The sequence below is a fragment of the Escherichia sp. WS1368 genome, assembly GCF_046487485.1.
Taxonomy (GTDB): domain Bacteria; phylum Pseudomonadota; class Gammaproteobacteria; order Enterobacterales; family Enterobacteriaceae; genus Escherichia; species Escherichia coli.
In genome coordinates this window covers 28,727-53,406 of record NZ_JBJQJI010000017.1, presented here as the reverse complement: position 1 = coordinate 53,406, position 24,680 = coordinate 28,727, and the positions used below count along the sequence as shown (strand labels likewise).

Genomic DNA, 24,680 nt, shown 5'->3' with positions numbered 1-24,680 from the left:
GGCGGTTTGTTATCTTCGTTGCGCCTTATTTTTTAACCTGAAGAAGAGAACAATGAAAGGACGTTGGGTAAAGTACCTTCTTATGGGCACGGTTGTGGCAATGCTTGCCGCCTGCTCTTCCAAACCAACCGATCGCGGACAGCAATATAAAGACGGGAAATTTACCCAGCCTTTCTCTCTGGTGAACCAGCCAGATGCCGTTGGCGCGCCGATTAACGCCGGTGATTTTGCCGAGCAAATTAACCATATCCGTAATTCGTCACCGCGTCTGTATGGCAACCAGAGTAATGTTTATAACGCGGTGCAAGAGTGGCTGCGCGCAGGCGGTGATACCCGCAATATGCGCCAGTTCGGCATTGATGCCTGGCAGATGGAAGGTGCCGACAACTATGGTAACGTGCAGTTTACAGGCTATTACACGCCGGTAATTCAGGCGCGCCATACCCGCCAGGGCGAGTTCCAGTATCCTATTTACCGTATGCCGCCAAAACGTGGTCGTCTGCCGTCTCGTGCGGAGATCTACGCGGGGGCATTGAGCGATAAATACATCCTCGCTTACAGCAACTCCCTGATGGATAACTTCATTATGGATGTGCAGGGTAGCGGGTATATTGACTTTGGTGATGGCAGTCCGCTTAACTTTTTCAGCTATGCAGGGAAAAACGGTCATGCATATCGCAGCATTGGTAAGGTGCTGATCGACCGTGGCGAAGTGAAAAAAGAAGATATGTCGATGCAGGCGATTCGTCACTGGGGCGAAACACACAGTGAAGCCGAGGTTCGCGAGCTGTTGGAACAGAACCCGTCTTTCGTCTTCTTTAAACCGCAATCTTTTGCACCGGTGAAAGGGGCAAGTGCGGTGCCGCTGGTTGGCCGTGCTTCTGTTGCCTCCGATCGTTCAATTATTCCGCCAGGTACTACCTTGCTGGCAGAAGTGCCGCTGCTGGATAATAACGGCAAATTTAACGGTCAGTACGAATTGCGTCTGATGGTGGCGCTGGATGTCGGTGGCGCAATCAAAGGCCAACACTTCGATATCTATCAAGGGATCGGGCCGGAAGCCGGGCACCGCGCAGGTTGGTACAACCACTATGGACGTGTCTGGGTGCTGAAAACGGCTCCGGGCGCAGGTAACGTCTTTAGCGGCTGATGTGATATTCTGTATGCCGTTTTTACGGATACGACAGGGTGAGGGATAACCTCGCCCTTTTTATTCTGAGGTGCTATGTCTGTGGTAATTAGTGATGCATGGCGTCAGCGTTTTGGTGGCACAGCGCGTCTGTATGGTGAAAAAGCGTTGCAACTGTTTGCTGACGCGCATATTTGTGTGGTCGGTATTGGCGGTGTCGGTTCCTGGGCGGCGGAAGCGCTGGCGCGCACAGGGATTGGCGCAATCACGCTTATCGATATGGATGATGTGTGCGTCACCAATACCAATCGGCAAATTCATGCCCTGCGCGATAACGTTGGGCTGGCAAAAGCGGAAGTTATGGCGGAGCGTATTCGCCAGATTAACCCGGAGTGCCGTGTAACGGTGGTGGATGATTTCGTGACGCCGGATAACGTAGCGCAGTATATGAGCGTGGGTTATTCATACGTGATTGATGCCATTGATAGTGTACGGCCCAAAGCGGCGCTGATTGCTTATTGTCGGCGCAATAAAATCCCGCTGGTCACGACTGGTGGCGCGGGTGGGCAGATTGACCCGACGCAGATTCAGGTTACCGATCTGGCGAAAACGATTCAGGACCCGCTGGCGGCGAAGTTGCGCGAGCGCCTGAAAAGCGATTTTGGCGTAGTGAAAAACAGCAAAGGTAAGCTCGGCGTGGATTGCGTGTTCTCTACCGAAGCGCTGGTGTACCCGCAGTCAGATGGCACGGTCTGTGCAATGAAAGCTACGGCGGAAGGGCCAAAGCGGATGGATTGTGCATCTGGATTTGGTGCCGCGACGATGGTGACCGCCACCTTTGGTTTTGTTGCGGTTTCTCATGCGCTGAAGAAGATGATGGCGAAAGCGGCCCGTCAGGGGTAAACAATCAGGTCGAATGCGACGCGAACGTCTTATCCGACCTGGTTCTGTGCTTAAACCTGCTTCGCCACAGCGATAATCGCCTCGCTTAACGCATTCAACCCCTGGCTTCGTGAGGCGCTAAGCTGCGCACGCAATCCCAGCTCATCAAACAATGCCAGCGGCGACTGTGCCTGCAATTCGGCGGCGGTTTTCCCCTCAACGGCAGTCAACAACACCGCCAGCAGGCCGCGCACAATGCGCCCTTCGCTGTCGCCAAAGAAATGCATCTTGCCGTTTTCAGCCATGGTATATCCCAGCCAGACGCGGTTTTCGCATCCGGCAATCTCTTTAGCCTGCGCTTTTAACTCGTCTGGCAAAGCAGGAAGCTGTTTCCCCAGCATGATCAACTGGCGATATTTATCTTCCCATTGCGTCAACGGTGCGAAGGTATTGCGTAACGTTTCTGCGGTTACGGTTGTGCCGAACGGATGTCCGGCGAATTGCGGGTTCGTCATTAATCCACCAATAATTCCAGCGCGCGGTCAACGGCATTCACCAGCGCATCCACATCACTCTTTGTATTATATGGCGCAAAAGAGGCGCGCAGTGTGCCGGTTACGCCTAATTCTGCCAGTAGCGGCTGAGCGCAATGCTGCCCGGCCCGCAGGGCAATACCGTACTCCGCCAGCAGCGTCACCATATCGCTGTGATGAACGCCAGCAAAATCAAAGGCCAGCAGGCTGGAATCCTGGCAGCGAAATGAGCGGAAGCCAGGACGTTTTGCCAGCGCATCTTCCGCTAGCGTTGCTAAGCTACGGCTCCAGCTTTCGGCCTGGTTGATATCGTAATCTGCCAGCCATTCCAGCGCCGCGCTTAATCCTATGACACCAGCGACATTTGGCGTTCCGGCTTCCAGTTTCCACGGCGCAGATTGAGTCGTGAAGCCGTCAAAACTCACTTCGTGAATCATTTTGCCGCCACCCAGCCAGGGTGACATCGCTTCCAGCAGTTCTGATTTGCCATACAGCACGCCGATACCCGTCGGGCCATACAGTTTGTGACCAGAGAAAGCATAGAAATCAATATCCAGTTGCTGAACATCCGCAGGGAAATGCACCGCCCCCTGAGCACCATCAACCATCACCACCATCCCGGCTGAATGAGCAAAGGTAATCGCTCGCGCCAGATCCGGGCAACCGCCAGTCACGTTCGACATCTGACCCAACGCCAGAATCCGACTACGGGGAGTAATCAGTTCTGGCAACAAATCGACATCCGGCAGTCGCTGCGCATTAAGCGGCAATTTCACCACTTTGGCTCCCGTTTGTTGGGCGACCATCAGCCAGGGGACGAGGTTGGCGTGGTGTTCTGCCACGCTGACAATAATCTCATCGCCCGGTTGCAGACGTGGACGCGCATAGCATTGTGCCACCATGTTGATGGATTCAGTGGTGCCGCGCGTCCAGACGATAGTTTTGTCATCTGGTGCATTCAGTAATTGCGCCACTTTCTCTCGTGCAGCTTCATAACGCGCGGTCAGGCGTTGGGCTTCGGCAAACTGGCTGCGATGGACGTTTCCGGCGCTCAGGCTGTAAAACTGTCGGGTGGCTTCAACCACGGCTTCAGGTTTAAGCGCGGTCGCGGCGCTGTCGAGATAGACGCCCGCATCCTGAAGTGCGGGAAACTGGGCGCGAAACTGCGCGGGATTAAAAACGTTCATGGTACTCCTCGGCTTGATGAACCGATCGTGACGCAAAATTCACTTTGATACAAGGAGAGTGCTAACCATCAGAATTATCTGGATATCCTGGCGAAGCCGCGTAAGTAACATATGCTGAATAGTGTTAGGCGTTAATTTTAGCCTGTTAATCAATACTATTAAGATTTATTAATCGCTTTAAGGAGAAGATGATGAAAAAGACTGCCGCAATTATTTCTGCCTGTATGCTGACTTTTGCCCTGAGCGCCTGTTCCGGTTCGAACTATGTGATGCACACCAATGACGGACGTACCATCGTCTCTGACGGCAAACCACAGACTGATAACGATACCGGTATGATTTCGTATAAAGACGCTAATGGCAACAAACAGCAGATCAACCGTACTGACGTGAAAGAGATGGTCGAACTGGATCAGTAATTCGCGATCGCAAGGTAAAAAAAAGCACCGCAATTAGGCGGTGCTACATTAATCACTATGGACAGACAGGGTAAATGTACAGGAAGTGAAAAAAGGTAGCTTTGCTACCATGGTCTGAATCGCAGACCAATTGCAAACACAACAACACAACATCACAACCGTAAGCCAAAAGTTCACCAGAACACGCATTCCGATAAAACTTTTCGTTCCGGCTCAGGAAGTGCCGCCACTATAGGTATTTGCTGGTAGAAGCTCAACGGACAATTTATAATGGCTCAGATTAAAAAAACTAATAGGTTACACAGTGTGATCTAATTGTTAAATTCATTTAACATCAAAGTTTAAAAGCCATGTCTAAACGATTACCACCGCTAAATGCCTTACGAGTTTTTGATGCCGCAGCACGCCATTTAAGTTTCACTCGCGCAGCAGAAGAGCTTTTTGTGACCCAGGCCGCAGTAAGTCATCAAATCAAGTCTCTTGAGGATTTTCTGGGGCTAAAACTGTTCCGCCGCCGTAATCGTTCACTCCTGCTGACCGAGGAAGGGCAAAGCTATTTCCTCGATATCAAAGAGATATTTTCGCAATTAACCGAAGCGACGCGTAAACTCCAGGCCCGTAGCGCCAAGGGGGCGTTGACGGTCAGTTTACTCCCCAGTTTCGCCATTCATTGGTTGGTTCCGCGACTTTCCAGCTTTAATTCAGCTTATCCGGGAATTGACGTTCGAATCCAGGCGGTTGATCGTCAGGAAGATAAGCTGGCGGATGATGTTGATGTGGCGATATTTTATGGTCGGGGCAACTGGCCGGGGCTACGGGTGGAAAAACTGTACGCCGAATATTTATTGCCGGTGTGTTCGCCGCTACTGCTGACTGGCGAAAAACCCTTGAAGACCCCGGAAGATCTGGCTAAACATACGTTATTACATGATGCGTCGCGCCGTGACTGGCAGACATATACCCGACAGTTGGGGTTAAATCATATCAACGTTCAGCAAGGGCCAATTTTTAGCCATAGCGCCATGGTGCTGCAAGCGGCTATCCACGGGCAGGGAGTGGCGCTGGCAAATAACGTGATGGCGCAATCTGAAATTGAGGCTGGACGTCTTGTTTGCCCGTTTAATGATGTACTGGTCAGTAAAAACGCTTTTTATCTGGTTTGTCATGACAGCCAGGCAGAACTGGGTAAAATAGCCGCCTTTCGCCAATGGATCCTGGCGAAAGCCGCTGCTGAACAAGAAAAATTCCGCTTTCGTTATGAACAATAATTTACGTAGGGTACGACCATGACCAGCCGTTTTATGCTGATTTTCGCCGCCATTAGCGGCTTCATTTTTGTGGCTCTGGGCGCTTTTGGCGCGCATGTGTTAAGTAAAACCATGGGGGCCGTTGAGATGGGCTGGATCCAGACCGGTCTCGAATATCAGGCGTTCCATACGCTGGCGATCTTAGGTCTGGCGGTGGCAATGCAGCGTCGCATCAGTATCTGGTTTTACTGGAGTAGCGTTTTCCTCGCGTTAGGCACGGTGCTGTTCAGCGGCAGCCTTTATTGCCTGGCGCTGTCCCATCTGCGTTTGTGGGCATTTGTCACACCGGTTGGCGGCGTGAGCTTCCTCGCGGGCTGGGCGTTAATGTTAGTTGGTGCTATCCGTTTAAAGCGCAAGGGCGTAAGTCATGAATAAGGTTGTATTGCTGTGCCGTCCGGGCTTTGAAAAAGAGTGCGCCGCAGAAATTACCGATAAAGCCGGCCAGCGGGAAATTTTCGGTTTTGCCCGCGTGAAAGAGAATGCGGGTTATGTCATTTATGAATGTTATCAACCTGATGATGGCGATAAGTTAATCCGTGAGCTGCCGTTCAGTTCATTAATTTTTGCCCGCCAGTGGTTTGTGGTGGGGGAACTCCTGCAGCATTTGCCGCCAGAAGATCGTATTACTCCCATTGTCGGCATGTTACAGGGCGTAGTAGAGAAGGGCGGTGAACTGCGTGTTGAAGTTGCCGATACCAACGAAAGCAAAGAGTTGCTGAAATTCTGCCGTAAATTCACCGTGCCGCTACGCGCTGCCTTGCGCGATGCGGGTGTGCTGGCGAACTATGAAACGCCGAAGCGTCCGGTTGTGCATGTATTCTTTATTGCACCAGGCTGCTGCTATACCGGTTACTCATACAGCAACAATAATTCGCCGTTCTATATGGGCATTCCGCGCCTGAAATTTCCGGCAGATGCGCCGAGTCGTTCCACGCTCAAACTGGAAGAGGCATTTCATGTGTTTATTCCTGCGGATGAGTGGGATGAACGCCTGGCGAACGGGATGTGGGCGGTGGATTTGGGCGCTTGCCCTGGTGGCTGGACCTACCAACTGGTGAAGCGCAACATGTGGGTTTATTCCGTCGACAACGGCCCGATGGCGCAAAGTCTGATGGATACCGGGCAGGTGACGTGGCTGCGGGAAGATGGTTTCAAATTCCGTCCGACACGCAGCAATATTTCCTGGATGGTATGCGATATGGTTGAAAAACCGGCGAAAGTTGCGGCATTGATGGCGCAGTGGCTGGTTAATGGCTGGTGCCGTGAAACCATTTTCAACCTCAAACTGCCGATGAAAAAACGCTACGAAGAAGTGTCACACAATCTGGCGTATATTCAGGCACAGCTTGATGAACATGGCATAAATGCTCAGATTCAGGCGCGGCAGTTGTATCACGATCGCGAAGAAGTGACGGTGCACGTCCGCCGTATCTGGGCTGCGGTGGGTGGTCGTCGCGACGAGCGATAACAGGCAAGGCCGGGGCGTCGTCTCCGGCCTGCTACCCTTTCCGTCAGGCTGTTACCAAAGAAGTTGCAACCTGGCGCTCATCAGAAATAATGTGCGTTACCTCATCCAGATGCCCGATGCGGGCTTCCCCTGAACGATTAAATTTACTTTTATCAATCAATAACAACGATTGCGCGGCGCGTTTTAATAGCATTGATTTGTAATCAGCGTTGATGGCATTGGAGTCCCACAGTGCGCCGCTGCTATCGATCCCTTCACAAGAAAAAATAAACAGATCGATTTCCAGCGATTTAAGTTGGGAAATCAGCGAGGGATTGACGTAACAGCCATATTTGCGCTCAAGTGTGCCGCCGGAACTGATTAGTTGAATGCGTTCGCGTTTACCGAGTTCATGGCAAATCGGATGGCTATTGGTGAAGACCTGGATGTTGATGTCAGGCAACTGGCGTGCCAGATACCAGCAGGTTGAACTGGCGTCTAAGGCTATTACCATCCCTTCTTCAATCCACGCGAGCGCCTCGCGCGCGATATCTGCTTTATGCGCATAATGGCTTTTCAGCCGGATGTGAAAGGGATCGCCACTGTCTTGATTTTGACGGTGGATATATTTAGCGCGCCCATGATTGCGCAGAATTTTACCCTGCGTCTGTAATTCATTGAGATCGCGACGAATGGTTTCTTTACTGACCTTTAGCTGTTCAGAGAGAGCTTCCGTGGTCAGGCTGGTATGGTTCAGCAGCAGGTCGACTATCGCTTGCTGGCGTGCCGCTTTCATATTTTTCACCCCATCATTCGATAACCGCCCGCGTCATGCGGGCGTACCGGTATGAGATTACGGTGTTACCCCTTTTTTTAAAAGAATATTCCCGTACTTCGCTCGTTCGCCTGTGATAACGATCGCAAAGGCTTTTTGTGCCCGTTCATAAAACGCAAAACGATTGATGCGGATGATGTCAGGACACGGGGCTTGTAGTGAAAGCGCATTACGATAACGTCGTTCTACTTCAGGATCGAGAGTGTCACCTTCTACCGCCGCCATCATCACCAGCGGCGGTGCATAACTGTCCAGTTCAAATAACGGGATTATCGCCTGGAGCAAGTCGCTCACCAACAGGCCATCAGCGCGGATCACCTGCGGTCCCATCGAATGGGCGGGAAAGTGAGCATCGGAAAAAATAATTTCATCTCCATGTCCCATCTCTGCCAGCACTTTCAATAGTTCGGGAGAAATTAACGGCGAAATTGTTTTCAGCATTTCACACTTCCTCTATAAATTCAGGTTCAGTTTGCGGGTAGAAATAACGGTACTGATAATGAATCTGCGCGCGAGCTTCTTCCGGGCTGTTAAATTCCCCTACGCCATACCAACCGAACAGCGCAGCTCCTGCGACGGTCGTTTCGGCGTCGTCGAGAACTTTTACCGGAATATCAAGCATATTGGCTTTAATCTGATTCCACAATGTGTTGCGACTTCCTCCACCTACTAACAATAATTCAGAGGCTTTAAAGTGCCCGATTTTTTCCAGCATCTGTAGATTGCGCTGTAATTGCGCGGTTAACCCTTCCAGCGCCGCGCGATAGAAATGCCCCCGCGTGGTATTAAGCGTCACTCCTTGCCAGCCAGCGTTCTGACACGACAATAAATCACACTGCATTTTCACGCCATCCGCGCCAGGCGCGATCAGACGAGCCTCTTCAATCAACATTTGCCAGGGAGTTTCAGCCGTCCAGAACAGCTTTCTCACCCATTCCAGCACGCCGGATGCCAGCCATTGCATACCTGGGTTATACAACCCTGCCTGACTATCCAGTTCGCAGGTCGAACCGGCGTACTGACTTAACAGCGAAGTATCAACCTGGGCGCTACGGACCATTAAAATTTCCCATGTACCGGAAGAGAGCACGGGTTCATTTTGTTCGGCACCAGCGCCAAAAAGGGCGAACTGGGTATCGTGACCTGCGGAAATCACCGGTATGCCAACGGGTAAGCCGAGCATTGCTGCGGCGCTGTTCTGTAACGTACCAATCTGTTCACCCGCTTCCACCAGACGAGGGAAGAGTCGGCGTGGAATACCGGTGGCTTGTAAAATTTGCGGACTGAAATCGCGTTGCTGGATATCCAGCATCTGGCTGGTTCCGGCCATCGTGATATCAGTAGTGAATTCGCCGGTTAAACGGTGGTTAATCAGCGACGAAATAAACAGCCAGGCGTGCGCGCGTTCCAGCAGTTGTGGATGATTTTCTTTCAACCACACCAACTTATATAACGTATTGAAACTAAAGGCTCCGACGCCAGAAATAGCCTGCAACTGCTGTGCGGAGATCAACCGTTCAATATTGTCCATTACCGCTGCTGTTCGCGGACATTTCCAGCTAATGATCGGATAGAGCAGATTGCCTTGCTTATCTACCAGAGCGCCATCCACACCAAAGGTGGTGACGGCGATACCGCGGATGTGGCATTCAGTCAGTTTACTATTGATTTGCCGACAGCAATCAGCAAAGCGTTGCAAAATGGCGTCTAAAGACCACTGGTGCCAGGTGTTGTTTTCCATCGCGATATCGCTGGCATTAGGCGTTGAGGCGCGGGCAACAATTTTTCCCTGCCGATTAACCGCGATGGTCCTGACATTGGTCGCGCCACAGTCGAGTACCAGGATAACTTCTTGTTTCATAATCGCTCCTGCAATATAGCCGGATAACATTGCTTATCCGGCTAACCACTCTTGCTTGTTCAGGCCCGGTAGCCGGAGCGACCGGGCATCACATCAGGGAGTAATGTATTAACGCTTGTACAACGGGCCGTAGTTCTGGCAAGCGCGATAATCCTGGCCTTCAATATCCATGCCGTGCGCGGCCCAGGCAGAAGGACGATACACTTTGGTCTCTTCAACGTTGTGCATACATACCGGGATACGCAGCATGGAGGCAAGAGTGATAAAGTCTGCGCCAACGTGGCCGATGGTTAGAACCCCGTGGTTAGCGCCCCAGTTCGCCATTACCGAGTACACATCCGTAAACGGCCCTTTACCGGTGAGGCGCGGTGCAAACCAGGTGGTTGGCCAGGTTGAGTTGGTGCGTTTGTTGAGGATGTCATGCACATCCTTCGGCAATTCCACGCTCCAGCCTTCCGCGATTTGCAGTACCGGTCCCAGGCCTTTGATGATGTTGACACGAGTCATGGTGAACGGGACGCCGCCTTCGGTAAGGAAGCGGGAAGAGTAACCGCCGCCACGGAAGTATTCGTGGATCGCCGGGCACCATTCGGTAGCGGCGAGGCAAGCGTCAGCCTCTTGCTGAGAGATTTCCCAGTGCGGCTTCATCGTCGGGTTACCTTCGCTGTCGCGTTGTTTACAGGAACCGTCCAGCGCAGCAGAACCGGAGTTGATCAAATGGATGATGCCGTGTTCTGCCAGTCCGTCCAGTTTATGCCCCGTTACACGCTCAATTGCTTCTGGTGACCAGTAGGTACGCACATCAGCAAATACCTGAGCGGTGCCGGTGAGCTGGTGACCCATTAGCATTGCCACGCCGTTAAGACTGTCGTTTTCGGTCGCCACGACAAAGGGTTCGCGCACGCCATTCCAGTCAAATGAACTGTTAAGGATCGCTTCGGCGGTGTCGCCATTGGGATATTGATCGGTCCAGTGACGTTGTCCCTGGAAGCCCGCAGCGATGGCGTTGTAGCCAAGTGATTCTTCCACGCGACCAATATCGGCCAGTTTGCTGTTGCCTTGCATCATGTCGCGGATACACATTGCCATCAGTAAACTTTCGCGCAGAACTGCGCGGCTTTGCTCGGCATTGCGTTGATACTGTTTGTTATTTTCATCTTCGCCATAGCGGAAGTTTTTATCAGCCCAGGCCAGCGCCATTTCCAGTTCGGCTTCGTCGTAAATCTTCTGATCGATACGGCGACGCAGTTCGGTCATATCCACCGCCTGGACTTTCATTCCCAGCCAGGATTCAAAGAAGTTGTGATCAACAATAGAACCGGCGATACCCATCGAAACGCCGCCCAGCGACAGATAGCTTTTACCTTTCATGCTGGCGACGGCCAAACCGGCGCGGGCAAAGCGCAGCAGTTTTTCTTCAACATCAGCAGGAATCGATGTGTCATCGGCATCCTGAACGTCATGACTGTAAATGGAGAATGCCGGGATACCTTTCTGGCTGTGAGCTGCCAGAGCCGCTGCCAGGTAAACAGCGCCGGGACGTTCAGTGCCGTTAAAGCCCCAAATGGCTTTCGGGCGGGTTGGATCCATGTCGATGGTTTCACTGCCATAGCACCAGCAAGGCGTTACCGTAATGGTGAGGCCTACATTCTGGCTGCTGAATTTTTCTTCGCAAGCAGCGGCTTCAGCCATACCCGCGATACAGGTATCGGAAATGACACACTCGACGGCAGCTCCGCAGGCATGGCGCAGTTTCTCGGTCAGCAGTGCGGCCGTAGCTTTCGCCATATTCATTGTTTGTTCTTCAAGCGACTCACGAACACCCATGCGACGACCGTCAATAACCGGGCGGATACCAATTTTCGGTAAGCTGATTTTTTTCATTACAGATTCCTCACTTTATTCGGAAAATATGTTCAGTTAGTTGCCGTTTGAGAACGGAAACGGGCAAAGATAAAGATGACTGCGAAGCAGAGTGCCGGGATCAGTTCGGCAGTGGGGATGTTGCCCGCTGCATCACTGACAAACCCCATGACCGGAGTGACAATACCGCCGCCAATAATGGTCATAACGATGAAGGACGAACCGTATTTGGTGTCCTGGCCGAGATTTTTAATGCCCAGCGAGAAGATTGTTGGGTACTGAATCGACATAAAGGCACTGCATAAAGTCAGGGCTATTAAGCCCACATGACCGCCAGCGAAGGCTGAGATCAGGCACAGTGCCATAGCGATTAATGCGTAGGCTGCCAGGACTTTGTGTGGTGCGAAGCGACTGATGAGCCAGGTACCGGTGAAACGACCAATAAAGAAGCACACCATGGTTCCGGTTAAATAGTTAGCGGCAAAGCCTGCGGTCATACCTGGAATTTCTTCTACAGCGTAGCGAATCAAATAGCTCCAGCAGGCCGTTTGCGCGCCGACATAGCAGAATTGCGCTAATACCGCCCAGCGCCAGTGACGAATACGCGCCAGACGAGAAAGCGATGCGGAGAACGATCCTTGTTTGGCGTCACTGTGATTATCACTCTGCAATGCCGGGAATTTCGTCAGCATGATCAGCAGGGCGACCAGTAACACGATAGCCACGATGATCATATAAGGTGTCTGTACCGATAATACCAGGCTGTGTTTATACGCACTCAATTGCTCTGGAGACATTTTATCGAGAACGTCTTGCGATTGATGTGGCACGTTAGACAAAATAAGACTTTGTCCAAAGACAACCGCGATAATTGCGCCAAACGAGTTAAATGTTTGCGCAAGATTTAAGCGGAAGTGACCACTGCTTTCCGGCCCTAATACCGTAACAAAAGGGTTTGCGGCAGTTTCCAGACAACCTAATCCGGCTGCAATAATAAATAGGCCAACTAAAAATAAGGTGTAGTTCATTATTTCTGCAGCGGGCCAGAATAATGCAGCGCCCAAGGCATATAAAAATAATCCGGTAATAATCCCTGCTTTATAACTGAGTTTTTTCATCAATATCCCAGCAGGGATTGGGATAATGAAATAACCAAAGTAAAAGGCCGATTGGATCAGGCCAGCCTGGAAATTTGTCAGCGTAAAAGCCTGCTGGAATTGAGGTAATAAAATGTCGTTAAGGTTATTGGCTACCGCCCAAAGAAAAAACAGTGAGCACAGCAGCGCGAATGGAATAATGTAACTTCTGCTTTGCCCTGCATCTTTATCTACCGCACGGTAACTCTGCGTTTGTATTGATGTGTTTCCCATAGCATCCTCTTAGGTTCAGAAGCTTAAGCACGTAATCGGTTATGTTTTCAAAAGTGCAAAACCAGCGAGTTCGGGCTTCATATCAGTGAATATTTGCCTGTCAGAAATGAACTCATGGATTCATTTTCAAATAAAAAACGCTCTGTAATATGACGGCGGTCACACTTATTAGCTGGGAGGTGACTTTATGTGACTACCATCACTTTAATAATCGAAATTTCATGCCCGTTTCAGAAAATAAATCATAAAAAACACAAACCCGATGACCGTATTAATTGTTTGTGCCGAAAACGGGCATTTCTGGCGAGGGGGAATGGAAAAATGACCGTTTTGATAAATATTTTTAAGAGCGGTCATTTTTAATAGGGTTATAAAAAGAGAACTTGCGGTTATTTACTATGATTAGTTGAACCAGGTCACAAAATATAAGCTTGTGAATTTCTTTCTGGTTAATCAGGAAGAAGATGGTGGGTAATTAAACGGCTAATTCAATAGTGTGAAAGGAACAACATTATTGCCCTGTTTTGAATCAGAGAGAGGTAGCTAATGGAACGAAATAAACTTGCTCGTCAGATTATTGACACTTGCCTGGAAATGACCCGCCTGGGACTGAACCAGGGGACAGCGGGTAACGTCAGTGTACGTTATCAGGATGGGATGCTGATTACGCCTACAGGTATTCCATATGAAAAACTGACGGAGTCGCATATTGTCTTTATTGATGGCAACGGTAAACATGAGGAAGGAAAGCTCCCCTCAAGCGAATGGCGTTTCCATATGGCGGCCTATCAAAGCAGACCGGATGCCAACGCGGTTGTTCACAATCATGCCGTTCATTGCACGGCAGTTTCCATTCTTAACCGACCAATCCCCGCTATTCACTACATGATTGCGGCGGCTGGCGGTAATTCTATTCCTTGCGCGCCTTATGCGACCTTTGGAACACGTGAACTTTCTGAACATGTTGCGCTGGCTCTCAAAAATCGTAAGGCAACTTTGTTACAACATCATGGGCTTATCGCTTGTGAGGTGAATCTGGAAAAAGCGTTATGGCTGGCGCATGAAGTTGAAGTGCTGGCGCAACTTTACCTGACGACCCTGGCGATTACGGACCCGGTGCCAGTGCTGAGCGATGAAGAGATTGCCGTAGTGCTGGAGAAATTCAAAACCTATGGGTTACGGATTGAAGAGTAATTTCGTAAAGCAACAAGGAGAAGGATGATGGCTAACAGAATGATTCTGAACGAAACGGCATGGTTTGGTCGGGGTGCTGTTGGGGCTTTAACCGATGAGGTGAAACGCCGTGGTTATCAGAAGGCGCTGATCGTCACCGATAAAACGCTGGTGCAATGCGGCGTGGTGGCAAAAGTGACCGATAAGATGGATGCTGCAGGGCTGGCATGGGCGATTTACGACGGCGTAGTGCCCAACCCAACAATTACTGTCGTCAAAGAAGGGCTCGGTGTATTCCAGAATAGCGGCGCGGATTACCTGATCGCTATTGGTGGTGGTTCTCCACAGGATACTTGTAAAGCGATTGGCATTATCAGCAACAACCCGGAGTTTGCCGATGTGCGTAGCCTGGAAGGACTTTCCCCGACCAATAAACCCAGTGTACCGATTCTGGCAATCCCCACCACAGCAGGCACTGCGGCAGAAGTGACCATTAACTACGTGATCACTGACGAAGAAAAACGGCGCAAGTTTGTTTGCGTTGATCCGCATGATATCCCGCAGGTGGCGTTTATTGACGCTGACATGATGGATGGTATGCCTCCAGCGCTGAAAGCTGCGACGGGTGTCGATGCGCTCACTCATGCTATTGAGGGGTATATTACCCGTGGCGCGTGGGCGCTAACCGATGCACTGCACATTAAAGCGATTGAAATCATTGCTGGGGCGCTGCGAGGATCGGTTGCTGGTGATAAGGATGCCGGAGAAGAAATGGCGCTCGGGCAGTATGTTGCGGGTATGGGCTTCTCGAATGTTGGGTTAGGGTTGGTGCATGGTATGGCGCATCCACTGGGCGCGTTTTATAACACTCCACACGGTGTCGCGAACGCCATCCTGTTACCGCATGTCATGCGCTATAACGCTGACTTTACCGGTGAGAAGTACCGCGATATCGCGCGCGTTATGGGCGTGAAAGTGGAAGGTATGAGCCTGGAAGAGGCGCGTAATGCCGCTGTTGAAGCTGTGTTTGCTCTCAACCGTGATGTCGGTATTCCGCCACATTTGCGTGATGTTGGGGTACGCAAGGAAGACATTCCGGCACTGGCGCAGGCGGCACTGGATGATGTTTGTACCGGTGGCAACCCGCGTGAAGCAACGCTTGAGGATATTGTAGAGCTTTACCATACCGCCTGGTAAATGCGCTGATGTGATAATGCCGGATGCGACGTTTGCGCCGTATCCGGCACGCCGTTACCTTACCAACCGCAATTGCTGTAAATTGCCGTCGATATGCAAATCGGTTTGTAAGCGGGCAATATCGCGGCACAGAAACGCCATCTCTTTATGGGTTTCTAATTTTTTGCGCCACTTTTCGGCAACCGCATCCAGATTCTCATATATCCCTTCCAGACTCTGAAACTCGACCAGCAGCTGCGTGGCGCTTTTGGGTCCGATCCCCGCAACACCCGGTACCTTTGAACTGCTGATCCCCGCAAGCCCCCAGTAATCGGGCAACTGCTGCGGTTGAACGCCAAATTCTTTATCGATAAATGGCGCATCCAGCCAACGTTTCTGGAAGTAATCACGAATACGTAATGTCGGTGAAAGTAACTGACAGTAGCCTTTATCTGTCGAAACAATCGTTGCCTGATGCCCGGCCTGTGTCACTTTGACCGCCAGCGTGGCGGCTAAGTCATCGGCTTCGTTACCGCTGGCTGACCAGCACGGGACGCCGCGTTGCTCAAAGGCGGTGCGTAGTGCAGGCATCTCGTCGTGCAACTCTTCCGGCATTGGCGGTCGACCCGCTTTGTAATCTGGTAAACGCTGATGACGCCAGCCGCTATTGCGGTTTTCATCATCAAAAACGGCGACCGCGTGGGTTGGTTGGCTGTGCATAATGAGCTGATCGAGCGCGTGCTGGCAGGTTTCGACACAGGGCGAACCCTGAACGGCATGAATGCGACGAATAAGATTCAGTGCATCGACAATAAGCAAATGAACAGCCACGATAACCCCCTTAAAGATCAGGCGATAAGGGTAACATTCGATGCCGGAACAGGCTATGGCTGGTTGAGAAAACGGGAAGAGGCCTCGCAAAACGAGGCCTCCGGGAGAGATTAATCGCAGGCAACGATCTTCATTGCCAGGCCACCGCGAGAGGTTTCGCGGTACTTGGCGTTCATATCTTTACCTGTTTCGTACATGGTCTCGATAACTTTATCGAGGCAGACGCGCGGCTCGCTGGTACGGCGCAGCGCCATACGCGCGGCGTTCACCGCTTTTACTGCCGCAATGGCGTTACGCTCGATGCACGGTACCTGCACCTGTCCAGCAACCGGGTCACACGTCAGACCGAGGTTATGCTCCATGGCGATTTCCGCCGCGATGCACACCTGCGCCGGGCTTGCGCCTAACAGTTCTGCCAGACCAGCTGCCGCCATAGAGCACGCCACGCCAACTTCACCCTGGCAACCCACTTCGGCACCAGAAATCGACGCGTTCATCTTATAAAGAGAACCAATGGCGCTGGCTACCAGCAGGTAACGAGCCAGTGAGTTAGCGTTCACTTCGCGGATAAACTTATCGTAGTACGCCAGCACAGCCGGGATAATCCCGCACGCACCGTTAGTCGGCGCAGTCACCACGCGACCGCCAGCAGCGTTCTCTTCGTTCACTGCCAGTGCAAACATGTTGATCCAGTCAACAACCGCCATCGGGTCAGTGGTGGTTTTATCCTGGCTGACCAGCATCCGGCGTAGTGCCGCAGCACGGCGTGGAACGCGCAGTTTGCCAGGCAACACGCCTTCGGTGGAAATACCGCGCTCAATACCGCCACGCATGACTTCCCAGACGTTGGCCAGGTGCTGTTCCAGCTCTTCTTTGCTGTGCAGCGCCAGCTCGTTTTTCATCATCAGGCCAGAGAGTGACAGCCCGGTATCCTGACAATGTTTTTGCAGATCGGCAGCTGAACTGTACGGATAAGGAACTTCAACCGGTGCGCTATCCTGCTGACCAAAATGTTCTTCATCAACAATAAAGCCACCGCCGATAGAGTAATAAGTCTGGCTGTAAACGACTTTATCGCCCGCCAGCGCGGTAATGCGCATACCGTTTTCATGCAGAGAAAGGTTGTCGGCATGGAAGTTCATGCACTGATCAACCGGGAACTCCACTTCATGCTGACCATTTGCCAGCATCAGGCGACCATGAGTATTCACATCCTGAATAAAACCAGGGATGGAATCGATATCCACGGTATCCGGCAGGTTACCCGCCAGGCCCATAATAATGGCGATATCAGTGTGGTGGCCTTTACCAGTCAGAGAGAGCGAGCCGTACACGTCAACCACCACGCGGGTCACGTCTTTAAGCAGGTTACGGGCAATCATATCGTCGGTAAATTGTTTACCCGCTTTCATTGGTCCAACGGTATGAGAACTGGAAGGGCCAATGCCGATTTTGAAAATATCGAATACGCTAATCATAGGAAATACATCGCGTTAAAACGGAGGAAGCGCCGCCCGAAAGCGGCGCGAAAGGACTTAGTTGAACAGAGAGTAGAAGATTGCGGAGATTGCAATCAGACCCATCACGACAACGAATACGTTGCTGATGTGACCGCTGTACTTACGCATTGCCGGTACTTTCTGAATTGCGTACATCGGCATCAGGAACAGGATCATCGCGATGATTGGGCCGCCCAGGGTTTCAATCATACCCAGGATGCTCGGGTTCAGGGTGGCAACAATCCAGGTCGTTACCAGCATGAACAGCGCAGTGATACGGTTCAGCTTGTTGATTTCGATAGACTTACCTTTACCACGCAGAGATTTAATCACCATACCGTTGAAGCCTTCACGTGCGCCCAGGTAGTGGCCGAGGAAGGATTTGGTGATAGCGATAATCGCGATAATCGGAGCCATCCACGCGATAACCGGTGCGTTAAAGTGGTTAGCCAGGTAAGACAGAATCGAGATGTTCTGCTCTTTAGCCGCAGCCAGGTCTGCCGGAGTCAGGCTCAGTACGCAGCTGAAGACGAAGAACATTACGGTCAGCACCATCATGATGTGTGCGAATGCCAGGATCTTCGAACATTTCTGTTCTGCCATATCGCCGTACTCTTCACGCTTCGCAACGGCGAAAGAAGAGATGATCGGAGAGTGGTTGAACGAGAACACCATTACCGGAATTGCCAGCCACAGGGTCATCCACAGACCGTTTCCGGTTGCCGATGCAGTGTCCAGAGACAGCGTTTCCAGTGCTGCGCCGTTCCACTGCGGGATCAGGTACAGAGCCAGCAGCATCAGTACGCCAACAAACGGGAATACCAGAATACTCATCGCTTTAACGATCATCTGCTCACCGAAGCGAACGATGGTCATCATACCCACGATCAGGATCAGCGACAGAATCGCACGCGGCGGTGGTGTCATACCCAGCTGGTGAGACATGAAGCTTTCAACTGTATTGGTGATTGCCACGCTATAAACCAGCAGGATCGGGTAGATAGCGAAGAAGTAGAGCAGGGTAATCAGTTTACCTGCGCCAATACCAAAGTGTTCTTCTACAACCTCGGTGATGTCTTCGCCTGGGTTTTTACCAGACAGTACGAAGCGAGTCAGGCCGCGGTGAGCAAAAAATGTCATCGGGAACGCAAGGATAGCCATGATGATCAGCGGGATCATACCGCCAACACCGGCGTTGATTGGCAGGAACAGCACGCCCGCGCCGATTGCCGTGCCGTAAAGGCCCAGCATCCACATGGTGTCTGTCTTGCGCCAGGCACTACGAGAGTCTTTCGACGCAATCGTGCTGGTTTGAGTCGTTTCCATCTATTTCTCCTGGAGGAATGCAAATAATTCAGCTTTTAGCCAGTTCAGCCCGGGAAGGTGCCTGACCGTAAAAATGAAATCTGTCTATCGGCGATGGCTTAATCATTTACCGCCGTAATAATTTGAGGGCGGAAAGATACACACAAGTTATGTATCTATCAGTGATCTTGATCCCAAATACAATAATCTACTTGGAAGATAGATTATCCCAACGCTTTACTCTGTAAATCAAAAGTAAAAGAGAATTTAAGGGCAATATTTGCCCATTAAACGACATCTGACTTCTTCCGGGGCGCGCAATATATGTAGGTTGAACTGAAAAAATCAATACTTTTAGTTAATCATGGCGATAATTTCTTTTTCGTAGCGATAAAATGTGGTTTATGAAAATAGGGAAACGTTTGCGTTACGACATAAATTGTATGACATATTAACTGTAATGATATTTATCGCGTGAGGGTGGTAAGAAACATTCATATAACAAATGAAATAAATTGATGGGTATGTGACCAAAAACGAGAAAACCCGGCAACAAACGTCACCGGGGGAGGGAGATTACGTGCAGATTTCGTAGCAAGGGATGTAGGCTGAGCCTGGCAACTTCATACGATGCTGGGCAACAAAACCCTGTAGCAGGTCATCCATACGACGCATAATCTCTTTATCGCCGTTGATTTTATAAGGACCAAACTCTTCAATGGCGCGAATACCGACTTCTTTTACGTTACCCGCCACAATACCGGAGAACGCACGGCGCAGGTCGGCAGCCAGCACTTCAACGGGTTGATCCGGGTAAAGCTTCAGATTAGCCATATTCTCGTGAGAGGGCTCAAACGGCATTTGCAAATCTGGCGCAATGCGCATTGACCAGTTAAAGCTGTAGGCATCGCCTGTGTCGCGGCGATTTTCTTTCACCAGCGGCATCGATTTTTTCATCTGACGAGCGACTTCAGCGGCGTCATCAATGATGATGCGGTAATGGCGGCGCGCGTTTTCACCCAACGTATGCACGACAAACTCGTCCAGTACGCGGAAGTAGTCGGCGCTCTCTTTCGGGCCGGTGAGGATCAATGGTAAAACCTGATCTTTGTTGGCCGGGTTCATTAAAATTCCCAGCAAATACAGCAACTCTTCTGCCGTACCCACACCGCCAGGGAAGATAATGATACCGTGAGCGATACGGACAAACGCTTCCAGACGTTTTTCGATATCCGGCATGATGATCAATTCGTTGACCAGCGGGTTAGGCGGTTCAGCGGCGATAATCGACGGCTCTGTCATACCAATAAAACGACTGTCTTTGTAACGCTGCTGTGCGTGTCCGACCGCAGCACCTTTCATTGGCGCTTCCATCGCTCCCGGACCACAGCCGGTGCAGATATTCAGCTCACGCAGGCCCAGCTGATTCCCGACGCGACGGGCATACAAATATTCGTTTTCGTTAATTGAGTGCCCGCCCCAGCAGACCACCATATTTGGCGCTTCACCGACATGCAGCGCACGAGCGTTACGCAAGATGGAAAAGACCAGGTTAGTGATGTGGACGGAGTTGTCGAGATTCAGGTTGGGAAAACGAACGGTGTTATGGATTTGCCCGTAAACGAAGAGAATGTCACGCAGAACCGCGAACAAGTTGGCCTGCAAAGCGCGAATAATTCGCCCATCGACAAAAGCCTCTTCCGGGGGATTAATCAGTTCCAGCTTTACGCCGCGTTCACGGCGCAGGACGTTAATATCGAAATTTTCAAAACGAGACAGCAATTCTTTGCTGTTATCGGTCAAGCTACCGGAGTTCAGTACGGCAAGTGAACAGTTGCGAAACAGTTGATAGAGGTCGCTGCTGGCGGTGCGTTTAAGCATATCCACTTCCAGCTGCGACAACATATCCATGGAGCCAAGCGGGCTAATATGTGTAATCAAGAAAAACTCCTTATGGGACGAATATCGTCATTCCCTTTGATTACAATAGCCCTGCCTGATGACCTTTCACAACCTTCTGCGTGAATCCAGCACGCAAAATTGAGAAAAAATTTATTGCCGAACCAGTCTTGTGGTCGATGGGACAAAATCGCTATTACTGCGCCACGGGTTAATGTCCAGACCGCCACGACGGGTATAACGTGCGTAAACGCTCAATTTCTCTGGCTGGCAGAAGCGTAACAGGTCATTAAAGATGCGTTCCACGCACTGTTCGTGGAACTCGTTGTGATGGCGGAAAGAAACCAGGTAACGCAGCAGTTTTTCTCTGTCAATTTGGCGTCCACGATACTGAATTTGGATCGAACCCCAATCTGGTTGATGGGTGATCAGGCAGTTTGATTTCAGCAGGTGGCTGACAAGCGTCTCTTCCACTACTTTTTCACCACTGGTGGCATTCTCCAGATAGTCAGTAGTGAATTCATAGTTATCGATAGTGATATCCTGGTCATCAATGCAAGTGCCATTGAAATGACCTATCGGTTGGCCTTCCAGTTCATCAAGACGATATAACGCCACGCTAACCTTACCCTGAGCGCAGGTGCTTAAGTCGCGCTCCAGCGTCTGGCGCACCTCATCCCAGTTATTAAAACGCGTCTGGTTAAAACTGTTGAGATAGAGCTTAAAACTCTTCGACTCAATCAGATTTGCGCTGGTGTAATCAAGTTCAACATGACCGACGGCGACCTGCGGCAAACCTTTCGCATTCAGCCAGGAAAGTTCATATAGCGTCCAGATATCCGTACCGTGAAAAGGCAGGTTATCCGCTTTCAGACCCAGCGGATCGCGATTCAGACTACGCGGAACGCCTTGCAGTAGGCTGGCGTCATAGGTATCCCGGTAATCGGTTGATTTTCCAAGAGTCAGGCCCGCAAGTGCCTGATGGTTTGCATAAGAAGACATGTTTCACCGTCATAAACCAGATAAACTAAACGACAAGTGTATCTGGTTTAAGTGAAGAGAGAAATTAGTGGACGATTTGACCGCACAAGCCCTGAAAGATTTTACTGCACGCTACTGCGATGCGTGGCATGAAGAGCATAAAAGCTGGCCGTTGAGTGAGGAACTGTACGGCGTTCCTTCACCGTGCATTATTTCAACCACCGAAGACGCCGTATACTGGCAACCCCAGCCGTTTACCGGGGAACAAAATGTAAACGCGGTTGAACGCGCTTTTGATATTGTGATACAACCCACAATTCATACCTTTTATACGACTCAGTTTGCCGGGGATATGCACGCGCAGTTTGGCGATATTAAACTGACATTGCTGCAAACCTGGAGTGAAGACGACTTCCGTCGGGTGCAGGAAAATCTGATTGGTCATCTGGTGACTCAGAAAAGGCTAAAATTGCCGCCCACGCTATTTATCGCGACGCTGGAAGAAGAGTTAGAGGTGATCTCGGTGTGTAATCTCTCCGGTGAAGTGTGTAAAGAGACGCTGGGAACACGTAAACGGGCGCATTTAGCCTCAAATCTTGCGGAATTCCTTAATCAACTTAAGCCTCTTCTGTAATCCAAATACCCCATCTGGTTGTGAGAGATCTCTTACAGACTCTGTAGGAGATCGCCAGGAAATAAGCGATTACTTAAAAAGATAAGAATCGTTATTTTCATTTAAAATCAATATATTGCTTGTAAATCCTTAACTTTCATATGAAATTTTCCTTAAGGCATTGTCTGTAAGCGCCTTGTAAGACTTCGCGAAAAAGACGATTCTATCTTCGTCGACAGGGAGTCAGACAACGAAGTGAACATCAGGATGATGACACTTCTGAAGGACACACCAGGATGGTGTTTCAGGGAAAGGCTTCTGGATGAAGCGAAGAGGATGACGCAGGACGCGTTAAAGGACACCTCCAGGATGGAGAATGAGAACCGGTCAGGATGATTCGGTGGGTCAGGAAGGCCAGGGACACTTCAGGATGAAGTATCACATCGGGGTGGTGTGAGCAGGAAGCAATAGTTCAGGATGAACGATTGGCCGCAAGGCCAGAGGAAAAGTTGTCAAGGATGAGCAGGGAGCAACAAAAGTAGCTGGAATGCTGCGAAACGAACCGGGAGCACTGTGAATACAGTGCTCCCTTTTTTTATTCCTGCTATCCTTCGCGGCAGTTTTTCTTATTGAGGTTGCTTTATGACCACTCATGACCGCGTTCGTCTCCAGCTGCAGGCGCTTGAAGCATTACTGCGTGAACATCAGCACTGGCAAAACGATGAACCCCAGCCGCATCAATTTAACAGTACCCAACCGTTCTTTATGGACACCATGGAACCACTGGAGTGGTTGCAGTGGGTGCTGATCCCGCGAATGCACGATTTGTTAGAAAACAACCAGCCGTTACCGGGCGCTTTTGCCGTTGCTCCCTATTATGAAATGGCGCTGGCGACGGACCACCCGCAACGCGCGCTTATTCTGGCTGAGCTGGAAAAACTGGATGCTCTTTTTGCGGATGATGCGAGCTAATGCTGGAAATACTCTATCAGGATGAATGGCTGGTTGCGGTAAATAAACCCTCCGGCTGGCTGGTTCACCGTAGCTGGCTGGATCGCGACGAGAAAGTAGTGGTCATGCAAACCGTGCGTGACCAGATAGGCCAGCATGTGTTTACTGCTCATCGTCTGGACCGACCCACTTCTGGTGTGTTGTTGATGGGATTATCCAGCGAGGCCGGACGGCTGCTGGCACAACAGTTTGAACAGCACCAAATCCAGAAACGTTACCATGCGATTGTGCGCGGCTGGTTGATGGAAGAAGCAGTTCTGGATTATCCACTGGTGGAAGAACTGGACAAAATCGCTGATAAATTTGCCCGCGAAGATAAAGGCCCACAGCCAGCAGTGACGCATTATCGCGGTCTGGCGACCGTAGAAATGCCGGTAGCGACCGGACGTTACCCGACCACGCGCTACGGCCTGGTGGAACTGGAGCCGAAAACCGGACGTAAGCACCAGCTCCGTCGCCATCTTGCCCATTTGCGCCACCCGATTATTGGCGACAGCAAACATGGTGATTTACGCCAGAATCGCAGCGGTGCTGAACATTTTGGCCTTCAGCGGTTAATGCTGCATGCCAGTCAGTTGTCATTGACGCATCCTTTTACTGGCGAGCCGTTGACTATTCACGCGGGCCTGGACGACACCTGGATGCAGGCGTTATCACAATTTGGCTGGCGGGGTCTGCTTCCTGAAAATGAAAGGGTTGAGTTCAGTGCGCCATCGGGTCAGGATGGAGAGATAAGTTCCTAATCCAGGGAGAAAACGGTATGGCGGAAATTGGTATTTTTGTCGGCACTATGTACGGAAATTCGCTGTTAGTGGCGGAAGAAGCGGAAGCAATTCTGACCGCGCAGGGCCACAAAGCAACGGTATTTGAAGATCCTGAATTAAGCGACTGGCTGCCCTATCAGGATAAGTATGTTCTGGTGGTTACGTCCACGACCGGGCAGGGCGACCTTCCTGATAGCATTGTGCCGCTCTTTCAGGGAATCAAAGATACCCTGGGCTTCCAGCCGAATCTGCGTTATGGCGTGATTGCGCTCGGCGACAGTAGTTATGTGAATTTCTGCAATGGTGGCAAACAGTTCGATGCCTTGTTGCAGGAACAGAGCGCTCAGCGGGTTGGCGAAATGCTGTTGATTGACGCCAGTGAGAACCCGGAACCGGAAACGGAATCAAATCCGTGGGTCGAACATTGGGGCACGCTGCTGTCCTGATACGTTCAGCGAGCGGTAAATGCCGTTTTAGCGGTGCTGAATCGAATCTTTTCAGGCAAATGCCAGTAAAAACTGCTTCATAGCGCGGATTTTTACTGGCGTTTGCCTGGAGTCAAGCGATCCATTTCATACTCTTCTTTATTTCTTCG

Annotated in this window: 24 protein-coding genes; 12 read left to right on the top strand and 12 right to left on the bottom strand. The window is 50.8% G+C overall.

The genetic code is table 11. The annotated features are described in order from the left end of the window. Positions 1-52: 52 nt before the first annotated feature. Complete coding sequence (mltA, locus tag ACJHYD_RS20930; protein ID WP_000678646.1) at positions 53-1,150, top strand: murein transglycosylase A; 1,098 nt, start codon at positions 53-55, stop codon at positions 1,148-1,150. A 75-nt stretch (positions 1,151-1,225) separates the two neighbouring features. Continuing rightward, entirely contained in the window at positions 1,226-2,032 is an 807-nt protein-coding gene (tcdA, locus tag ACJHYD_RS20925; protein WP_000117728.1) for a tRNA cyclic N6-threonylcarbamoyladenosine(37) synthase TcdA, read from the top strand. Between the two features lie 50 nt (positions 2,033-2,082). Here the strand turns inward: tcdA and csdE are convergent, their stop codons facing one another. Both csdE and csdA read right to left on the bottom strand, forming a co-directional pair. Next, entirely contained in the window at positions 2,083-2,526 is a 444-nt protein-coding gene (gene csdE, locus ACJHYD_RS20920; protein WP_000184256.1) for a cysteine desulfurase sulfur acceptor subunit CsdE, read from the bottom strand. After that, positions 2,526-3,731: a cysteine desulfurase CsdA gene (gene csdA / locus ACJHYD_RS20915; RefSeq protein WP_001299106.1), complete on the bottom strand. Its 1,206-nt coding sequence runs from the start codon at positions 3,729-3,731 to the stop codon at positions 2,526-2,528. The genes csdE and csdA overlap by 1 nt, the downstream gene beginning before the upstream one ends. A gap of 191 nt (positions 3,732-3,922) precedes the next feature. Here csdA and ACJHYD_RS20910 point away from each other — a divergent pair, with 191 nt between their 5' ends. The 4 genes from ACJHYD_RS20910 (at position 3,923) to rlmM (ending at position 6,925) form a co-directional block, all read left to right on the top strand. Then, positions 3,923-4,150 carry a YgdI/YgdR family lipoprotein gene (locus tag ACJHYD_RS20910; protein ID WP_000750398.1) on the top strand — a complete coding sequence of 76 codons (228 nt, stop codon included), beginning with the start codon at positions 3,923-3,925 and terminating at the stop codon, positions 4,148-4,150. 350 nt (positions 4,151-4,500) lie between these two features. Further along, entirely contained in the window at positions 4,501-5,418 is a 918-nt protein-coding gene (gcvA, locus tag ACJHYD_RS20905) for a glycine cleavage system transcriptional regulator GcvA (RefSeq protein WP_000044401.1), read from the top strand. Between the two features lie 18 nt (positions 5,419-5,436). Continuing rightward, positions 5,437-5,832, top strand: coding sequence for a DUF423 domain-containing protein (locus ACJHYD_RS20900; protein WP_000203905.1), 396 nt, complete (start codon positions 5,437-5,439; stop codon positions 5,830-5,832). After that, a complete protein-coding gene (rlmM, locus tag ACJHYD_RS20895) occupies positions 5,825-6,925 on the top strand; it encodes a 23S rRNA (cytidine(2498)-2'-O)-methyltransferase RlmM (RefSeq protein ID WP_001045520.1) in 1,101 nt (366 codons plus the stop codon). The genes ACJHYD_RS20900 and rlmM overlap by 8 nt, the downstream gene beginning before the upstream one ends. A 43-nt stretch (positions 6,926-6,968) precedes the next feature. Here the strand turns inward: rlmM and fucR are convergent, their stop codons facing one another. The 5 genes from fucR to fucP form a co-directional block, all read right to left on the bottom strand. Further along, positions 6,969-7,700: an L-fucose operon activator gene (gene fucR, locus ACJHYD_RS20890; protein ID WP_000642344.1), complete on the bottom strand. Its 732-nt coding sequence runs from the start codon at positions 7,698-7,700 to the stop codon at positions 6,969-6,971. A gap of 57 nt (positions 7,701-7,757) precedes the next feature. After that, positions 7,758-8,180, bottom strand: a complete 423-nt coding sequence (gene fucU / locus ACJHYD_RS20885; RefSeq protein WP_000920840.1) for an L-fucose mutarotase — start codon at positions 8,178-8,180, stop codon at positions 7,758-7,760. Between the two features lies 1 nt (position 8,181). Then, the gene (fucK, locus tag ACJHYD_RS20880; protein ID WP_001551571.1) at positions 8,182-9,600 is read right to left on the bottom strand and encodes an L-fuculokinase; all 1,419 of its coding nucleotides are present in this window, start codon (positions 9,598-9,600) and stop codon (positions 8,182-8,184) included. Positions 9,601-9,708: 108 nt separating this feature from the next. Beyond that, a complete protein-coding gene (gene fucI, locus ACJHYD_RS20875) occupies positions 9,709-11,484 on the bottom strand; it encodes an L-fucose isomerase (RefSeq protein ID WP_001551570.1) in 1,776 nt (591 codons plus the stop codon). A 32-nt stretch (positions 11,485-11,516) separates the two neighbouring features. Then, a complete protein-coding gene (gene fucP / locus ACJHYD_RS20870) occupies positions 11,517-12,833 on the bottom strand; it encodes an L-fucose:H+ symporter permease (RefSeq protein WP_000528603.1) in 1,317 nt (438 codons plus the stop codon). A 546-nt stretch (positions 12,834-13,379) separates the two neighbouring features. Here fucP and fucA point away from each other — a divergent pair. Next, positions 13,380-14,027 carry an L-fuculose-phosphate aldolase gene (fucA, locus tag ACJHYD_RS20865; RefSeq protein WP_000440775.1) on the top strand — a complete coding sequence of 216 codons (648 nt, stop codon included), beginning with the start codon at positions 13,380-13,382 and terminating at the stop codon, positions 14,025-14,027. 27 nt (positions 14,028-14,054) lie between these two features. Further along, the gene (gene fucO / locus ACJHYD_RS20860; RefSeq protein WP_000013588.1) at positions 14,055-15,203 is read left to right on the top strand and encodes a lactaldehyde reductase; all 1,149 of its coding nucleotides are present in this window, start codon (positions 14,055-14,057) and stop codon (positions 15,201-15,203) included. A 54-nt stretch (positions 15,204-15,257) separates the two neighbouring features. Here the strand turns inward: fucO and xni are convergent, their stop codons facing one another. The 5 genes from xni to queF form a co-directional block, all read right to left on the bottom strand. Then, the gene (gene xni, locus ACJHYD_RS20855) at positions 15,258-16,013 is read right to left on the bottom strand and encodes a flap endonuclease Xni (RefSeq protein WP_001314973.1); all 756 of its coding nucleotides are present in this window, start codon (positions 16,011-16,013) and stop codon (positions 15,258-15,260) included. A 110-nt stretch (positions 16,014-16,123) separates the two neighbouring features. After that, positions 16,124-17,491 carry an L-serine ammonia-lyase II gene (gene sdaB / locus ACJHYD_RS20850; protein WP_001551569.1) on the bottom strand — a complete coding sequence of 456 codons (1,368 nt, stop codon included), beginning with the start codon at positions 17,489-17,491 and terminating at the stop codon, positions 16,124-16,126. A gap of 57 nt (positions 17,492-17,548) precedes the next feature. Further along, positions 17,549-18,838 carry an HAAAP family serine/threonine permease SdaC gene (sdaC, locus tag ACJHYD_RS20845; protein ID WP_001551568.1) on the bottom strand — a complete coding sequence of 430 codons (1,290 nt, stop codon included), beginning with the start codon at positions 18,836-18,838 and terminating at the stop codon, positions 17,549-17,551. 555 nt (positions 18,839-19,393) lie between these two features. Continuing rightward, positions 19,394-20,758, bottom strand: a complete 1,365-nt coding sequence (gene ppnN, locus ACJHYD_RS20840) for a nucleotide 5'-monophosphate nucleosidase PpnN (protein ID WP_000627995.1) — start codon at positions 20,756-20,758, stop codon at positions 19,394-19,396. 111 nt (positions 20,759-20,869) lie between these two features. Then, positions 20,870-21,718: an NADPH-dependent 7-cyano-7-deazaguanine reductase QueF gene (queF, locus tag ACJHYD_RS20835; RefSeq protein ID WP_000100411.1), complete on the bottom strand. Its 849-nt coding sequence runs from the start codon at positions 21,716-21,718 to the stop codon at positions 20,870-20,872. Between the two features lie 67 nt (positions 21,719-21,785). On the opposite strand from queF, the gene syd reads away from it, so the two are divergent. From syd to ACJHYD_RS20815, 4 genes are all read left to right on the top strand, one after another. Then, positions 21,786-22,331 (top strand): SecY-interacting protein, encoded by a 546-nt coding sequence (gene syd, locus ACJHYD_RS20830; protein WP_000342428.1) that lies wholly within the window; start codon positions 21,786-21,788, stop codon positions 22,329-22,331. Between the two features lie 621 nt (positions 22,332-22,952). Further along, the gene (locus ACJHYD_RS20825; protein ID WP_001551567.1) at positions 22,953-23,282 is read left to right on the top strand and encodes a YqcC family protein; all 330 of its coding nucleotides are present in this window, start codon (positions 22,953-22,955) and stop codon (positions 23,280-23,282) included. Next, positions 23,282-24,064, top strand: coding sequence for a tRNA pseudouridine(65) synthase TruC (truC, locus tag ACJHYD_RS20820; RefSeq protein WP_000890001.1), 783 nt, complete (start codon positions 23,282-23,284; stop codon positions 24,062-24,064). Before ACJHYD_RS20825 ends, truC begins: the two co-directional genes overlap by 1 nt. A gap of 17 nt (positions 24,065-24,081) precedes the next feature. Then, positions 24,082-24,531, top strand: a complete 450-nt coding sequence (locus ACJHYD_RS20815; RefSeq protein ID WP_000807756.1) for a flavodoxin — start codon at positions 24,082-24,084, stop codon at positions 24,529-24,531. The last annotated feature ends 149 nt before the right edge of the window (positions 24,532-24,680 follow it).

What these genes read in the sequence shown, in the direction of transcription:
- ACJHYD_RS20815 (WP_000807756.1), top strand. Translation starts at nt 24,082, where the DNA reads ATGGCGGAAATTGGTATTTTTGTCGGCACTATGTACGGAAATTCGCTG.
- rlmM (WP_001045520.1), top strand. Translation starts at nt 5,825, where the DNA reads ATGAATAAGGTTGTATTGCTGTGCCGTCCGGGCTTTGAAAAAGAGTGC.
- fucU (WP_000920840.1), bottom strand. Translation starts at nt 8,180, where the DNA reads ATGCTGAAAACAATTTCGCCGTTAATTTCTCCCGAACTATTGAAAGTG.
- sdaB (WP_001551569.1), bottom strand. Translation starts at nt 17,491, where the DNA reads ATGATTAGCGTATTCGATATTTTCAAAATCGGCATTGGCCCTTCCAGT.
- fucI (WP_001551570.1), bottom strand. Translation starts at nt 11,484, where the DNA reads ATGAAAAAAATCAGCTTACCGAAAATTGGTATCCGCCCGGTTATTGAC.
- fucR (WP_000642344.1), bottom strand. Translation starts at nt 7,700, where the DNA reads ATGAAAGCGGCACGCCAGCAAGCGATAGTCGACCTGCTGCTGAACCAT.
- truC (WP_000890001.1), top strand. Translation starts at nt 23,282, where the DNA reads ATGCTGGAAATACTCTATCAGGATGAATGGCTGGTTGCGGTAAATAAA.
- ACJHYD_RS20900 (WP_000203905.1), top strand. Translation starts at nt 5,437, where the DNA reads ATGACCAGCCGTTTTATGCTGATTTTCGCCGCCATTAGCGGCTTCATT.
- fucA (WP_000440775.1), top strand. Translation starts at nt 13,380, where the DNA reads ATGGAACGAAATAAACTTGCTCGTCAGATTATTGACACTTGCCTGGAA.
- queF (WP_000100411.1), bottom strand. Translation starts at nt 21,718, where the DNA reads ATGTCTTCTTATGCAAACCATCAGGCACTTGCGGGCCTGACTCTTGGA.
- tcdA (WP_000117728.1), top strand. Translation starts at nt 1,226, where the DNA reads ATGTCTGTGGTAATTAGTGATGCATGGCGTCAGCGTTTTGGTGGCACA.
- ACJHYD_RS20910 (WP_000750398.1), top strand. Translation starts at nt 3,923, where the DNA reads ATGAAAAAGACTGCCGCAATTATTTCTGCCTGTATGCTGACTTTTGCC.
- gcvA (WP_000044401.1), top strand. Translation starts at nt 4,501, where the DNA reads ATGTCTAAACGATTACCACCGCTAAATGCCTTACGAGTTTTTGATGCC.
- mltA (WP_000678646.1), top strand. Translation starts at nt 53, where the DNA reads ATGAAAGGACGTTGGGTAAAGTACCTTCTTATGGGCACGGTTGTGGCA.
- ACJHYD_RS20825 (WP_001551567.1), top strand. Translation starts at nt 22,953, where the DNA reads ATGACCACTCATGACCGCGTTCGTCTCCAGCTGCAGGCGCTTGAAGCA.
- fucP (WP_000528603.1), bottom strand. Translation starts at nt 12,833, where the DNA reads ATGGGAAACACATCAATACAAACGCAGAGTTACCGTGCGGTAGATAAA.
- csdE (WP_000184256.1), bottom strand. Translation starts at nt 2,526, where the DNA reads ATGACGAACCCGCAATTCGCCGGACATCCGTTCGGCACAACCGTAACC.
- sdaC (WP_001551568.1), bottom strand. Translation starts at nt 18,838, where the DNA reads ATGGAAACGACTCAAACCAGCACGATTGCGTCGAAAGACTCTCGTAGT.
- fucO (WP_000013588.1), top strand. Translation starts at nt 14,055, where the DNA reads ATGGCTAACAGAATGATTCTGAACGAAACGGCATGGTTTGGTCGGGGT.
- csdA (WP_001299106.1), bottom strand. Translation starts at nt 3,731, where the DNA reads ATGAACGTTTTTAATCCCGCGCAGTTTCGCGCCCAGTTTCCCGCACTT.
- fucK (WP_001551571.1), bottom strand. Translation starts at nt 9,600, where the DNA reads ATGAAACAAGAAGTTATCCTGGTACTCGACTGTGGCGCGACCAATGTC.